This is a genomic window from Longimicrobium terrae (assembly GCF_014202995.1).
GTDB lineage: Bacteria > Gemmatimonadota > Gemmatimonadetes > Longimicrobiales > Longimicrobiaceae > Longimicrobium > Longimicrobium terrae.
Map to the genome: position 1 here is coordinate 136,605 of NZ_JACHIA010000002.1, position 14,861 is coordinate 151,465.

The 14,861-nt window shown below is 68.1% G+C and carries 11 protein-coding genes; 8 read left to right on the forward strand and 3 right to left on the reverse strand.

All coding sequences use genetic code 11. The features are described from left to right. Positions 1-232 precede the first annotated feature (232 nt). From metH to HNQ61_RS04240, 6 genes are all read left to right on the forward strand, one after another. The gene (gene metH / locus HNQ61_RS04215) at positions 233-3,697 is read left to right on the forward strand and encodes a methionine synthase (RefSeq protein ID WP_170038002.1); all 3,465 of its coding nucleotides are present in this window, start codon (positions 233-235) and stop codon (positions 3,695-3,697) included. Between the two features lie 992 nt (positions 3,698-4,689). Beyond that, positions 4,690-5,118, forward strand: coding sequence for a hypothetical protein (locus tag HNQ61_RS04220; protein ID WP_170038000.1), 429 nt, complete (start codon positions 4,690-4,692; stop codon positions 5,116-5,118). Between the two features lie 30 nt (positions 5,119-5,148). Next, positions 5,149-7,035, forward strand: a complete 1,887-nt coding sequence (locus HNQ61_RS04225) for a bifunctional homocysteine S-methyltransferase/methylenetetrahydrofolate reductase (RefSeq protein WP_170037998.1) — start codon at positions 5,149-5,151, stop codon at positions 7,033-7,035. Position 7,036: 1 nt separating this feature from the next. Next, positions 7,037-7,531 (forward strand): GNAT family N-acetyltransferase, encoded by a 495-nt coding sequence (locus HNQ61_RS04230; protein WP_170037996.1) that lies wholly within the window; start codon positions 7,037-7,039, stop codon positions 7,529-7,531. A gap of 262 nt (positions 7,532-7,793) precedes the next feature. After that, positions 7,794-8,444 carry a DUF305 domain-containing protein gene (locus HNQ61_RS04235; protein WP_170037994.1) on the forward strand — a complete coding sequence of 217 codons (651 nt, stop codon included), beginning with the start codon at positions 7,794-7,796 and terminating at the stop codon, positions 8,442-8,444. Between the two features lie 61 nt (positions 8,445-8,505). Continuing rightward, a complete protein-coding gene (locus tag HNQ61_RS04240) occupies positions 8,506-10,452 on the forward strand; it encodes an LVIVD repeat-containing protein (RefSeq protein WP_170037992.1) in 1,947 nt (648 codons plus the stop codon). A 156-nt stretch (positions 10,453-10,608) separates the two neighbouring features. On the opposite strand, the gene HNQ61_RS04245 is transcribed toward HNQ61_RS04240, so the two are convergent. Both HNQ61_RS04245 and HNQ61_RS04250 read right to left on the reverse strand, forming a co-directional pair. Continuing rightward, the gene (locus tag HNQ61_RS04245) at positions 10,609-12,144 is read right to left on the reverse strand and encodes an ankyrin repeat domain-containing protein (protein ID WP_170037990.1); all 1,536 of its coding nucleotides are present in this window, start codon (positions 12,142-12,144) and stop codon (positions 10,609-10,611) included. 265 nt (positions 12,145-12,409) lie between these two features. Next, positions 12,410-12,793, reverse strand: a complete 384-nt coding sequence (locus HNQ61_RS04250; RefSeq protein ID WP_170037989.1) for a YciI family protein — start codon at positions 12,791-12,793, stop codon at positions 12,410-12,412. A 199-nt stretch (positions 12,794-12,992) separates the two neighbouring features. Between HNQ61_RS04250 and HNQ61_RS04255 the strand changes: the two genes are divergently transcribed. Further along, positions 12,993-13,952, forward strand: coding sequence for a hypothetical protein (locus tag HNQ61_RS04255; RefSeq protein WP_170037987.1), 960 nt, complete (start codon positions 12,993-12,995; stop codon positions 13,950-13,952). 34 nt (positions 13,953-13,986) lie between these two features. Then, positions 13,987-14,472 carry a hypothetical protein gene (locus HNQ61_RS04260; protein ID WP_183685513.1) on the forward strand — a complete coding sequence of 162 codons (486 nt, stop codon included), beginning with the start codon at positions 13,987-13,989 and terminating at the stop codon, positions 14,470-14,472. Here HNQ61_RS04260 and HNQ61_RS04265 read toward each other — a convergent pair. Next, positions 14,463-14,861 carry a winged helix-turn-helix transcriptional regulator gene (locus tag HNQ61_RS04265; RefSeq protein ID WP_170037983.1) on the reverse strand — a complete coding sequence of 133 codons (399 nt, stop codon included), beginning with the start codon at positions 14,859-14,861 and terminating at the stop codon, positions 14,463-14,465. The two genes, HNQ61_RS04260 and HNQ61_RS04265, sit on opposite strands and share 10 nt — an antisense overlap.

Genomic DNA, 14,861 nt, shown 5'->3' on the forward strand with positions numbered 1-14,861 from the left:
ACAGGCGTGTACAGGGAGCAGCCAGACTGCGCATGCACTTGCGCGATCGCGGGATGATGGTACATTGGACGCTGCACGCACCCGCGTGCCGAGGATGATTTGCGCGACCGCTTGCGACCTCGATAAAAAACGCTAAAGAGTCGGGATGGTCTGGCCTGTGGCCGCCTGCGTATCCCTGCACTCTCGTTTTGAGTCGCGGGGATTTTTTGCATACATGCACGGAACGGTACCGATGGAACGCTCGCCCTACCTTGCCGCACTGGATGAACGCGTCCTCGTCTTCGACGGGGCCATGGGCACCAGCGTGCAGCGGTACGACCTTACGGCGGACGACTTTGGCGGCGGCGCGCTGGAAGGGTGCAACGACTACCTGGTCATCACCCGCCCCGACGTCATCGGCGAAATTCACGCGTCGTTCATGGCCGCCGGCGCCGACGTGCTGGAGACGGACACCTTCCGCTCCAACCGCCTGACGCTGCGCGAGTACGCGCTGCAGGACCGCGTCCGCGAGATCAACGTGGCCGCCGCCAGCCTGGCCCGCGGCATCGCCGACCGCTTCGCGGCGGAAGACGGCAAGCCGCGCTTCGTGGCCGGCAGCATCGGCCCGTCGGGCTTTCTGCCCTCCGCGTCGGACCCCACGCTGGGCAACATCACCTTCGGCGAGCTGGTGCCCGTGTTCGCCGAGCAGGCGGCCGCGCTCATCGAGGGCGGCGCCGACGTGCTGCTGATCGAGACGTCGCAGGACATCCTTGAGGTGAAGGCGGCCGTGTTCGGCTGCCGTGAGGCCATCGTGGCTTCGGGTCGCCCTGTCGCGCTGCAGGTGCAGGTGACGCTCGATACGTCGGGCCGCATGCTGCTGGGGACGGACATCGGCGCGGCGATGGTGACGCTGGAGTCGCTGCGCGCTGACGTCATCGGCCTCAACTGCAGCACCGGGCCCGAGCACATGCGGCAGGCCATCCGCTTCCTGGGCGAGAACTCGCGGCTTCCCATCAGTTGCATTCCCAACGCGGGCATTCCGCACAACGAGGGCGGCTGCGCGGTCTATCCGCTGGAATCCGTTCCGTTCGCCGACCAGCTGGAGGAATTTGTCCGCGAGCACGGCGTGCGCGTCGTCGGTGGATGCTGCGGCACCACGCCGGAGCACATCCGCGAACTCGTCGGCCGCCTGTCCACGGTGGAGCTGAAGCCGCGCAACGTGGAGTATGTGCCCCGCCTGAGCAGCGGCATCCGCGCGACCGATCTGATCCAGATCCCCGCGCCCACGATGATCGGCGAGCGCGTCAACTCGCAGGGGAGCCGCAAGGTGAAGCGGCTGCTGCTGGCCGACGACTACGACGGCGTGCTGGAAGTGGCGCGCGAGCAGACGGAAAACGGCGCGCACGTGCTGGACGTCTGCGTGGCGCTCACCGAGCGGCAGGACGAGGGCGACCAGATGCGCAGCGTGGTCAAGCTGCTGTCGCAGGGCGTGGAAGCGCCGCTCTGCATCGACAGCACCGAGGCCGACGTAATCCGCGTTGCGCTGGAGCAGTCGCCGGGGCGCGCCGTGGTGAACTCCATCAACCTGGAGAACGGGCGCGAGCGCATCGACAGCGTGCTCCCCCTCGTTGCGGCGCACGGCGCGGCGGTGATCGCGCTGACCATCGACCGCGACCTGGGCGGGATGTGCAAGACGGCCGACACCAAGCTGCAGGCCGCGCGCAAGATCCACGACATCGCCATTCACGAGTACGGGCTGCAGCCGGACGCGCTGATCTTTGACGCGCTGACCTTTACGCTGGCGACGGGCGACGAGGAATTCCGCAATTCCGCGGCGGAAACGATCGAGGGCATCCGCGCCATCAAGCGCGAGCTGCCGGGCGTGCTCACCACGCTGGGCGTGAGCAACGTCAGCTTCGGTCTGTCGCCCGCCGCGCGCACGGTGCTGAACTCCGTGTTTCTGTACCACTGCGTGAACGCGGGGCTGGATACGGGGATCATCAACCCGTCGCACGTCACGCCCTACTTCGAGATTCCGGAAGAAGAGCGGCAGCTGGCGGACGACCTGATCTTTGACCGCCGCACGGCGGAAAAGGACCCGCTGGCCGAGTTCATCGCGCACTACGAGGGCCGTTCGGGCGAGGCGGAGAACACCTCCGTCGATCCCACGGCGACGATGACGCCGGAAGAGGCGCTGCACTGGAAGATCCTGCACCGCAAGAAGGAAGGGGTGGAGGACTGGATCGACCGCGCCGTGGAGAAGCTGGGCGCCGTCCCCGTGCTGAACGAGGTGCTGCTCCCCGCGATGAAGGAAGTGGGCGACAAGTTCGGCGCCGGCGAACTGATCCTCCCCTTCGTGCTCCAGAGCGCCGAGGTGATGAAGAAGGCCGTGGCGCGGCTGGAGCTGTACCTGGAAAAGGCCGAGGGGCAGACCAAGGGCAAGGTGGTGCTGGCGACCGTGTACGGCGACGTGCACGACATCGGCAAGTCGCTGGTGAACACCATCCTGACCAACAACGGCTACACGGTGTTCGACCTGGGCAAGCAGGTGCCGGTGAACACCATCCTGGAAAAGGCGGAGGAAGTGGGCGCCGACGCCATCGGTCTGAGCGCGCTCCTCGTCAGCACGTCCAAGCAGATGCCGCTGTGCGCGCAGGAGCTTCACCGGCGCGGGCTCAAGTACCCGATCCTCGTGGGCGGCGCGGCGATCAATCCCAGCTTCGTGCGCGGCGCGGCGATGATCAGCGAGACCGAGCCGTACGCCGCGGGGATGTTCTACTGCAAGGACGCGTTCGAGGGACTGTCGACCATGGACGCCCTGATGGCGGACGACGGGGCGCAGTTCATCGAGCGGCACAACGAGGAGATGCTGCGGCGCACGGCGGAGTACGAGGCGCGCAAGGCGTCCGCCAAGGGAATGCGTCCGGGATCGCGTGAAAACCCGGCCGTGCCGCTGGCGGAAGTTCCCACGCCGCCGTTCTGGGGATGGAAGGTGCTGGACCACATCCCCGTGGACGAGGTCGTGGAGTGCATTGACCGCAACACGCTGTACCGCATGCAGTGGGGCGCCCGCAACCTCAAGGGCGAGGAGTGGGACCGCATCGTCCGCGAGGACTTTGAGCCGCGGCTGGCGCGCTACACCCGCGAGGCGCGCACGCAGGCGTGGCTGCGGCCGCGGGGCATCTACGGCTACTTCCCGGCCGGGCGCGACGGCGACGACGTGGTGGTGTTCGATCCGTCGGACCGCAAAAAGGAGATCGGCCGCTTCAGCTTTCCGCGGCAGGAAGACCGCGAGCAGCTGTGCCTGGCGGACTACTTCCGCCCGCTGGGCGCGGACGGACCGCAGGACGTGCTGCCGCTGCAGGTGGTGACCAGCGGCGACAAGGCGGCGGAGTTCATCGACCGGCGCACCAAGGGCGGCGACTACTCGGAAGGGTACTTCCTGCACGGGTTCAGCGTGCAGACGGCGGAGGGCGCGGCGGAGTTCATCAACCGGCGCATCCGCAAGGAGCTGGGGATCGAGGAGCCGCGCGGGCTGCGGTACTCGTGGGGGTACCCTGCGTGTCCGGACGTGGAGCAGCATGAGGTGCTGTTCAACGTGATGCCCATCAAGCAGGCGATCGGCGTGGGGCTGACGGCCGGGTACCAATTGGACCCGGAGCAGTCGACGGCGGCGCTGGTGGTGCACCATCCGGCGGCGAAGTACTTCGCGACGTGAGGAAGGGAAGTGCGTGAGTGCGGGGTGCGTTAGTGCGTGAGTGCGAGGGATGAAGTACGAGAGTACGAGAGTACGAGAGTACGAGAGTACGAGAGTACGAGAGTACGAGAGTACGAGAGTGAGTAGCTCGCTCGGGTAGCGGGGTCTCGTGGGGCGGCAGGCTGTGGCCCTCACCCCGCGTGCTGCGCACGACGACCCTCTCCCACGAACGGATGTGGGAGAGGGAGCACACACCAGATCGGCGCGGCGGCAGGCGACGTCGGCGCGGGGCGGAGGTCCGTTCGGCGGTTGAAACCGCGCCTCGAAAAACACGAAGTCCGCCTTCGCGGACTGGTGTGGCGGCGACGCCGCTGTTCTCCCCTCTCCGTGCGGCTGTTTGCACGGGGAGGGGCCGGGGGAGGGGCCTCCAGGCTGGCGACCCGGGCCGATCTCCGCTCCCGCGCTCAGGTCTCCCCCTCTCCCGCTTGCGGGAGAGGGGGCCGGGGGGTGAGGGCTGCCCGCCGCCGCGCCTGGCTCGGCTGAAGCGCACGGACTTCGATCTGTCTCACGCTTCCGGCCGCGTTGACGCCGGCGACCCGGGCCGATCTCCGCCCCCGCGCTGAGGTCTCCCCCTCTCCCGCTTGCGGGAGAGGGGGCCGGGGGGTGAGGGCTGCCCGCCGCCGCGCCTGGCTCGGCCGAAGCAAACGACTTCCTGTCGCTTCTCTCTTCTGGTGACGAGAAGAAGCACATGCGCGAGCGGAACCGGACCCGCGGACCGCACTGCGGGGGCGGACCGGTGTAGCAGAATGGGAGCAGGCGCCGCGAGTGGGGGCGGCGGAACGCGGTGAACACCATCGCACTCACGCACCCCGCACTCACGCACTCGCCCTTCCGGCAGGAAACCTGCACACCGGCTCCCGTTTTTCCGTACGCATCGGTTCCCACGCCCCGCAGGGGCTCAGCCGCAGGAGGTCGCCATCGCTACCAGTTACGACGATCGGGTGGAAAACGCCATGCGCTCGCACAAGCGCAAATCGCGCATGGTGAGCGCCGCCATCGTAGGGGTAGGTCTGCTGGTCGTGCTGGCCGGACTGCTCTTCAACGGCGGGCGCAAGCAGGAAAAGGCCGCCGCGCAGGTCAGCATCGGCGACGACACCACCGAGGTCATGCGCCTGCTGGGCGATCCCGCCAACCGGTGCGACGCCAGCTCGCTCGCGCACCTTTCCACCCGCTTCGAGGCTGGCACGCCGCGCCCCGTCATCGACGAAACGCTCGCCGTTCTGCGCCCCGCCACCGCCGCCCGCTGGGTTTATCCCGAAGGCGCGGGCTGCATCACCGGCGACGGCGACACCGAAATCGGGCTGGACCGCACCGGACGCGTCCTGTGGATCGTTCCGGTCACCAACAAGCGCCCGCTGATCTATCAGGGCGCCCCGGGCTGATCCCCGGGCGTTCCCCTCAGGACACAACCGATGCGTGACTTTCGACAGCTGCTGGCGGACGGACGGCCCCATCTCTTTGACGGCGCGATGGGGACCATGCTGTACTCCCGCGGCGTCTACATCAACCGCTGCTACGACGAGCTCTCTCTCACCCAGCCGGACCTGGTGCGCGACATCCATCGCGCGTACGTAAAGGCCGGCGCGGAGATCCTGGAAACCAACACCTACGGCGCCAACCGCCCCAAGCTGGCGCGCCACGGGCTGGACGGGCAGCTGTACGAGATCAACGCCGCCGCCGCGGGAATCGCGCGCGCCGCGGCGGGGGAGCGCGTGTACGTGGCCGGCGCCATGGGGCCGCTGGGGGTGCGCATCGAGCCATACGGCCCCACCGCCCGCGAGGAGGCCCGCGGCTTCTTTCGCGAGCAGGCGGCCGCGCTGGCCGACGGCGGCGTCGATCTGTTCGTCCTGGAAACGTTCGCCGACCTGGAGGAGATCCACCAGGCCATCCTGGGCGTCCGCGACGCGTCGGACCTGCCCATCGTGGCGCAGATGGTGATCCGTGAGGACGGCACGACGGCGTTCGGCAGCGACGTGGCGCTCCTCGCCGAGCGGCTGGGCGAGTGGGGCGCGGAGGTCGTGGGCCTCAACTGCTCCGTCGGTCCCAACACCATGCTGAACGCGGCGGAACGCATCGTGGGCGCCACGGAGCGGCCCATCAGCATGCAGCCCAACGCGGGGCTGCCGCGCGAGGTGGACGGGCGCACGATGTACATGGCGTCGCCGGAGTACATGGCGAGCTACGCGGCGCGCCTCATCCGCAAGGGCGTGCGCTTCATCGGCGGGTGCTGCGGGACGACGCCGGAGCACGTGGCCGCCATGGCGGGCGCGGTGCGCATGCTGGCGCCGGACGCGGAGCCGCGCATCACCGTGGCGCACTCGGAGGAAAGCGCCACCGCCAAGGAGCCGGTGCCGCTGGCGGAGCGCAGCAATTGGGGGCGCAAGCTGGCCGCGGGCGAGTTCCTGACCACGGTGGAGATCGTGCCGCCGCGCGGCTCCAATCCCGAGCCCATGCTGGAGGGCGTCCGTCTGCTGAAGGCGGCGGGGGTGGATGGCGTGAACGTGCCGGACGGCCCCCGCGCGCAGTCGCGCATGGGCGCGCTGGCCACGGCCATCCTCCTGCAGCAGCGGGTGGGGATGGAGGCCGTGGTGCACTACTGCTGCCGCGACCGCAACCTGCTCGGCATGCTGAGCGACCTGCTGGGCGCGCAGGCGCTCGGTCTGCGCAACATGCTGCTCATCACCGGCGACCCGCCCAAGATGGGGCCGTATCCGGACGCGACCGCCGTGTTCGACATTGACGCCATCGGGTTGACCAACCTCGTTTCGCGCCTGAACCGCGGCCTGGACCCGGGTGGCAACGCGCTGGGCGAACCGACCAGCTTCGTCGTGGGCGTCGGGGTCAATCCGGGCGCGGAGGACTTCGAGCACGAGATGCGGCGCTTCTACTGGAAGGTGGAAGCGGGGGCGGAGTACGCCATCACGCAGCCGGTGTTCGATCTGCGGCAGCTGGAAAAGTTCGTGGAGCGCATCGACAGGGACGGGCTCAAGATCCCCATCATCGCGGGGATCTGGCCGCTGGTAAGCGCGCGCAACGCCGAGTTCCTGGCCAACGAGGTCCCCGGCGTCGTCGTCCCTGAGGAGGTGATGGAGCGCATGCGCGTGGCCAGCGCCATCGGCAAAGAAGCGGGGACGGATGAGGGGACGGCGATCGCCCGCGAGATGCTGGCCGCCGCCATGCCCATGATCCAGGGAGTGCAGGTGAGCGCCCCGTTCGGCAAGGTGCCGCTGGCGCTGCGCGTGTTCGAGGCCATCCCCGGCTGGTCGGGCGTGGTGATGCCCGAAGCCATCCCGGCCTGAGGTGGAGGTCCGCGTCCGCCGCCTCCGCTCCGGCGACGAGGAGGCCGCGCGGGCGCTGTTCGCCCTGATGGAGGAAGTGTTCGAGACTCCCGGCGAGCCGCTCGGCGATGTCTATCTTCAGCTGCTGCTGGAGGATGACCGCTTCTGGGCGATGGCGGCGTTCGACAGCGGGCGGATCGTCGGGGGAATGACGGCGCACACGCTGCGGATGACGCGATCCGAATCATCCGAAATCTTCATCTACGACCTGGCCGTGCGCGAGGACGTGCAGCGGCGCGGCGTGGGGCGGCGGTTGATGATGGAACTGCGCGATCAGGCCGCCGCGGCCGGCATCCGCGTTCTCTTCGTCCCCGCGGAGGACGAGGACGAGCACGCGCTGCACTTCTACCGCGCCGTGGGTGGCGTGCCGTCACCCGTGACGTTCTTCACTTTCGGGGATGATGACGAGGGCTTCGGGGACGACGGCCGGCCGCGGACGGATGACGGCGTGGGGTGACGGCGATCAGCGTTGTGGGTGGTGGAAAAACAAGAGCCAGTCCGGGTGTTCCCGGGCTGGCTTTCTGTTGATCCAATCCACTCCCGCCAACACTTGTGCATTGCGTGAAACTTCTCGCCCGCGCCTTCGTTCTCGTGGATCCGCCGGGCAACGCACACACCCGTGGCGCGGGCGGCGGCAAGGCTCTATCGTGTACGGCTGAGCGCGTATTTCTGGCGTGCGGCGCTCCCGCACGCCCGGTGCAACGCAGAAGGCAATCCGCATGAAGATGATTCCGAACTGGACCGGCGCGGCGCTCCTGGCGCTGGTGGCGGCCTCGCCCGCCGCCGCGCAGGGCACGCACGTGCATTCCGGCATGGCCGCCGCCGCCCCCACGGACTCCGCCCGGTGGACCCCGGCCGACGCGCGCTTCATGACCATGATGATCGGCCACCACGCGCAGGCCATCGAGATGGCGGTGCTGGCGCCCACGAACGGGGCCAGCCCCGGCGTGCTGCGGCTGGCGGAGCGCATCAAGGCCAGCCAGGAAGACGAGATCGCCACCATGCAGCGCTGGCTGGCCGCGCGCCGCCAGCCCGTCCCCGATCCCATGCACGGCGGGATGGCGGGAATGGACCACGGCGCCGGCCACGAGGGCCACGGCACGCTGATGGCCGGCATGCTGACGCCGGAGCAGATGGCGGAACTGCGCCAGGCGCGCGGAAGCGAGTTCGACGAGATGTTCCTGAACTCCATGATCCAGCACCACCGCGGCGCGGTGAGCATGGTGCGCGAGCTGTTCAGCACCTGGGGCGCCGGGCAGGACGAAACCGTCTTCAAGTTCGCGTCCGACGTCAACGTCGACCAGACCACCGAAATCAACCGGATGCAGCGGATGCTCGCCGGCATCCTCTTCGGCGCCACGGCGCCCTGACCCTTCCCACCCCCAGACCGAACGCATGCCCCACACCCGTCACCCATCCCAGGAAGCATCCATGAAACGAACGTTCCATCCGCGCCCTCTCCGGGCGCGTTCCGCCGCCGCCTTCGCGGCGCTGTCGCTTGCGCTGGGCGTGTCGTCCGCCGCGGCGGCGCAGGGCACCAGCACCGACCCGCGCGTGGGCCTGCGGGCCGGCCGGTACGACGCGGCGCAGGCCATCAGCAGCATGCGCCTGCTCAGCACCACGCCGTCGCCCGCGCCGTTCAACGAGAACACCAACTCGGACCTGGCGTTCAGCGGCAAGTACGCCATCCAGGGCAACTACGGCGGCTGGCAGATCTGGGACATCAGCAATCCCACCCGCCCGGTGATTGCCAACGCCTTCGTGTGCCCGGCCTCGCAGAGCGACGTTTCGGTCTACAAGAACCTGCTCTTCATCTCCGGCGAGGGCCTGTCCGGCCGCCTGGACTGCGGAACGCAGGGCGTGCAGGACACGGTGAGCACCGACCGCCTGCGCGGCGTGCGCATCTTTGACATCAGCGACGTCACCAGGCCGCGCAATGTGGGCAACGTGCAGACCTGCCGCGGCTCGCACACGCACACGGTGGTGGCCCCGGCGGGTGACCCCGAGAACATCTACATCTACATCTCCGGTTCGGCCGGCGTGCGCTCGCCCAGCGAGCTTGCCGGCTGCGTGGGCGCCAGCCCGGAAGAAAATCCCAACTCGTCGCTGTTCCGCATTGAGGTCATCAAGGTGCCGGTGGCGCACCCGGAGCGCGCGGCCATCGTAAGCTCGCCGCGCATCTTCAACGACCTGCCGGCGCCCCCGTCGCACCGCGAAGCGCCGGAAGACGTGGCCCGCGCCGCGCAGACCGCGGCGGCCGCCCGCGCCCGCGGCGCGTACACGGTGAACGTGTTCGGGCTGGAGCGCGTGGCGCCCAACCAGATCATCCGCCCGCTGCTGGACAGCATCGCGAAGACCAACGGCCGCACGGCCGCCAACGCGGCCGACAGCGCCGCGCTGCGCGGCTCGCTGCAGGGCATCGTGGACAAGATGTTCAGCGAGGACCGCACGGGCCCCACGCAGTGCCACGACATCACGGTGTATCCGGCGGTGAACCTGGCCGGCGGCGCCTGCGAGGGCTACGGCTTCCTGCTGGACATCACCAACCCCGAGGCGCCGGTGCGCATTGCGGCGGCGGCGGACAGCAACTTCTCGTACTGGCACTCGGCCACGTTCAGCAACGACGGCAGCAAGGTGCTGTTCAGCGACGAGTGGGGCGGCGGCGGACAGGCCAAGTGCCGCGCCACCGACCGTCCGGAGTGGGGCGCGGACGCGATCTTCACCATCAACAACCGCCGCGACCTGCGCTTCCAGAGCTACTACAAGCTCCCCGCGCCGCAGGGCGCCGGCGAAAACTGCGTGGCGCACAACGGCAACCTGATCCCCATTCCGGGGCGCGACGTGATGGTGCAGGCGTGGTACCAGGGCGGCCTGTCGGTGTTTGACTGGACGGACCCGGCCAAGCCCACTGAGATCGCGTACTTCGACCGCGGCCCCATGGCCGAGGACGGCTCCAGCTTCGGCGGATCGTGGTCGGCGTACTGGTACAACGGCGTGATCGTCAGCTCCGAGATCGGCCGCGGCCTGGACGTGCTGGAGCTCACGCCCGGCGCCATGCTGACGCAGAACGAGATCGATGCGGCCAAGACGGTGCGGATGGAGTACCTGAATCCGCAGGGCCAGCCGCAGTACACCTGGGCGCCCAGCTTCGTGGTGGCGCGCGCGTACGTGGACCAGCTGGAGCGCGGCAACGGCATGCCCGCGGCCCGCGTCACCTCGGTGCGCCAGGCGCTGGCGAACGCGGAGCGCGCGTCGGGCGCGGCCCGCCGCACCGCGCTGACCACGCTGGCCACCCAGCTGGACGGCCAGGCGACCGGCGCGCATGCCGCCAAGGTGCGCATGCTGGCCGGCACCGTGCGCGATCTGGCCCGCCGGTAAGATCGTTTTCGGCCGATGGCGGACCCGGCTCGTTCCGGGGCCGCCCTCCGGACCGGACCGCGGGATGAAACACAGCAGCCCTCCGATGGATTTCCATCGGAGGGCTGCTGTATTCCGGCGGGTCCGTGCCGCGGACGGACGGCGTTCAGCGCTCGGTCACGCCGCGGCGAAGTCGCGGATCACGTCGCGGACGGGCGCGGGCGCGGCCTCCCACCCGGGGTCCGGGCGGGCGCCGGCTTCCAGGAGCGCACGCGCGATGGCGGGATAGTCGTCCGCCGGGTGGCCGGAGTTCATCGCGCCATGCACGCACCAGCCCAGCGGGGTGGATCCGTGGGATGGATCGCGCGCGGCGATGAGGGCACGGCCGCGGGGATCGCGGAGCACCGCCCGCGTTGCGCCCAGGGAGCCCACCCACGCGGCGCAGTGCAGGGCGGTGCCGCCATCCTGCCCCGGCGTGGCGGGATCGAATCCCAGTTCCAGCATCAGTTCGACGATGGGGACGTCCGCGGCCCAGGCCGCGTCGGGAAGGGCGCGCCGCTCGTCCGGCGCCAGTTCCGCGACGAGCGTGGGGTGCTCCCGCAGAAGCTGCCGCGCCTCATCTGCCCGGGCGGCGGCACAGGCGGCCACGAAGCGCTGGCGCGGGCTGGCGAACGGGCGCATGGCCGCCAGCGCCTCCTCCTGCCCGAACTGCGCGGCCGTCTGGAGCGGGGAGCGGCCGGCGCCGATCGTCCACTGGTAGATGTGGGCGCTGGAGGGCGGGATCGCGCCATACTCCCCGCGGCCGGTGCGCAGGTCCAGGAGCGAGGGATCGTTCTCCAGCATCGTCCGGAGCGCATCCGCCATCCCCAGCGCGGCCGCCAGAAAGACATCCGCCGAGGCCCCGCGCGACACCAGGTGCCGGGCCAGGTCGTAGCGGGCGGCGCCCCGCGTTCGGTCGAGCATCCACTGCGCGGGGGTGGCGCGGTGGTCCACGTCGCGCGCGTCGATGTCGGCGCCGCGCGAGAGGAGCAGGTCGGCGACCTCCGTCGACCGGGCAAAGTGCAGCGGCGTCTGCCCGTCGCCGCCGCGCTCGTGCACGCGCGCGGGATCGGTGTCCAGCATGCGGGCGAGCAGGTCGGGGCGGTCCAGGTTGGCGGCCGCGCACGCATCGGGCGTGGCGCCGGCCCGCAGCAGCCGGTCGGCGACTTCGCCCGTGGCGACGTGCAGGGGATGGAATCCACCCGCCCACCACTCGCTGCGCCGGTCGGGATCCGCGCCCGCGTCCAGCAGCGCATCCACCACGGCAACGTCGCCCGTGCCCGCGAAGTGGACGAGCGCGGGCGCGTTGAACGGAAAGACGGGCGCGTTGATGCGGCCGCGCGCGGCGGGGTTCCGCAGCAGCGCGGTGCGGATGGCGCCGGCGTCGCGCGAGGCAAAGGCGCGGTGCACCGCAGCCAGCATGGCGGGTGTGACCTCGCCATCCGCCTGCTCGACGTGGGAATTTAGCGCGGCCCAGTTCGCGAAGCCGTGCTCGCGCGCCAGCACGAACTGCGCGTCGGCCAGGGTCAGGCGCGGCTTGTCGGGAAGGTGGCGGCGAAAGCGCGCGAGCGCGGCCGGGCTTCCGGCGCGAAGGTCGCGCAGGAGCTCCTTGGCCTGCTTGCGCTGCTGTTCGGGGGAAGGGTGGGGCGGGAGGGAACGTCCGGGATCGGGCATGCAACAGCCTCCTTCGGTAGCGGCCGTCGTCCGCGCACCCGGCCCGAAGAAGGGGTCACGTGCTCCGTGCACTGCCTGTCGGATGGGCGCAGCCCTTCCCGCGGACCGGAGGCGTTCCGCAACGCCGGGAAGGATGATACGGCGGCGTGCGCCCGGCGCCAAGTCCCCGTCCCGGACTCCGGAACCCGGGGACGGGTGATGCCGGTGCACGACCCGCGATCGCCGCTGCTCTCCCGCGGGATGGAGTGGCTGTTCGCCGCGCGCGCTACACGGTCGCGGTAGTCTCGGTGGGGGAACTGGCGGAGACGGCGGATTCAAAGGCCTGGCGCACCTCGGCCGCGCCCTGCCCGGCGATGCGCAGGAACTGCTCGGCGAGGTCGATGGCTTCGTGCTTGGACGCCACGTTCACCAGCGCGAAGCCGGCGATGAGCTCCTTGGCCTCGGCGAACGGCCCGTCGACCACGCTGGCTTTGCCGCCCTTCAGGTGCAGGCGCGCGCCGTGGGAGCTGGGGTACAGCCCCTCGTAGCCCACCAGCACGCCGTCGCGGCCCAACTGGTCCAGAAAGCGGCCCATCTCATCCAGGTCCATGCACGGAGGCACATCCACCTCCGAGTCCTGGTCGTTCTTAAACAGAATCGTAAAACGCATCGGAGATGATTGCCGGGTGGACGGATCGTGGAGTCATCGAGCGCACATACTACTCAAAAGTTGTGTGTGCGACGAGGCTCTGCGAACGTGAGTATGTTCTGGGGGCTGAACGGTCCGTCAAGAGGCTGGAAGATGTGCCGAAGTACCAGATGCATCAATGGTTTGCACACGCACTCCATTCTGCATAGCTTGAGGTACGATGTACCCGCCGCAGCGTATCTCTTTCCAAAGCCTCTTCTTCAACCAAATGACTGATATACTGGCAACGCTGGAAAGCCGGGAAATTCTAATCCGGGTGCGGATTGACTATGTTCGTGATTCTCCTGACCCCGCGCGCGTGTTTCGCGCGATGTCCCGGACCATCGAAGCAATCCGCCATCTTGAAGACGATCTCGCGAAATCAGTAGCGGTAAGCATCCAGCCTGTCGTACTTCTTCAGGATATCGAGGCCGGATCACTGGTCACGTGGATCAAAACGACTCTTGACGTCTTGGGTGATGATACCGGCCTGTCAACAGGATGGGAACTCCCGACGGCGAGGTACCTCAGGCGGGCGGTCATTGCGGTTTTGAGCTTCATTGAGGATCGGGAGACCATCTCGACTGAAGAAGAAGCTGTCACGCTTCAACGCAACCTTGTGGAGATCGCGAACGACAGCGGAGCTACTCTGCTGCAGTCTGGGCCAGTACCCATGCCCAACCTCTACAAAGATCTCAGAGAATTCGGGGCAGCTGCGGCTGAACTCGGCCCGGGCGATACCGCCTCGGTTTCATCGGCAGGAGAGTCGGTGTCGCTGAATCCGCGGTTTCGCCTTTCATCCGATGAGTCACAACGGCTCCTTACGCGCGCGGTCAGCACCAACAAGGCGGTTTTGAGTCTCGTCGTAAAGAAGCCCGACTATCTAGGTGCATCCATGTGGGAGGTGCGTTATGATGACCGAGTAGTTGATGCAAAGATTTTGGATGGTGACTGGTTGAATCAATTTCAGTCTGGATCGGTTCCGCTTGCCCCTGGTGATGGGCTTCGGGCTGAAACCGTGATTGAGATTCACAAAGGGGAAAACGGGACGACGGTCGCGGAGCACTACTACGTCACGAAAGTACTTCGCGTGCTTCCGGGTCTGTCCGATCTTCAGGGGGCACTTCCACTTGCTGGATAACTTTTAAAAGGTGTGCCCTATGACTACTTCGTCATTGGAGAAGCTGACGGCCGCTAGACGTGATGCTCTGATCAGCAAGAGCCTGATAAGCCTCAGCACAGAGTACCTCTTTGTACTGATGCCATTCATAGTCATTCTAGGATTTCATCTTCGGAAAGGAACTGGACTCGGACCCGTTCTAAGCGTTGCTGACTGGTCATTTGCCAGTGCGGTCTTATTTGGCCAGACCGTAACAAAATTAATCGCGGGATTCTCCGCTACGCGGAGGCGCAACTCGCCGGAAAAAGCAACACTCATTACCGCGCTCGTACTCGTAATGGGACTGGTCCCATCACTCCTGATCCTGTACCAAGTTCTTGACTCGACGAAACCAGGGTTTGCCTTGATCATTACCCAATTGTTCTATTTTGCGCTGGCCTCGCTGACCTTTTTCGTCCTCGGTTCTTCTGGGCAAGTGATCCTCGCCCAAGCAGATGAGTCCGCTGCTCGCGATGGCGCTCGGGAGAGCAGTCAGCGCTGATTCCAATTCTCGGAGATGGCGGGGAGACTGGTTTCGATCCAGTCGGCGAGGGCGCGGACTTTTTCGGCGGCTTCGCGGCCCAGCGGGGTGAGGCTGTACTCCACGTGCGGCGGCACCACCTCGTACGCCACGCGCTTCACCAGCCCGTCGCCCTCCAGCCACTGCAGGGTCTGCGCGAGCATCCGTTCGCTCACGCCGCTGATGCGCCGGCGCAGTTCGCTGAAGCGGTGCGTGCCGCCCTGCAGCGCCAGCAGCACCAGCACGCCCCACCGGCTGGTGACGTGCTTGAGCACCTCGCGCGACGGGCACTCGGCCATCAGGTCGCCGCGCTGCAGGCGCTCGGACAGCGGCACGGGGCCGCCCACGGATTCGGATTCAGTGTTTTTCAT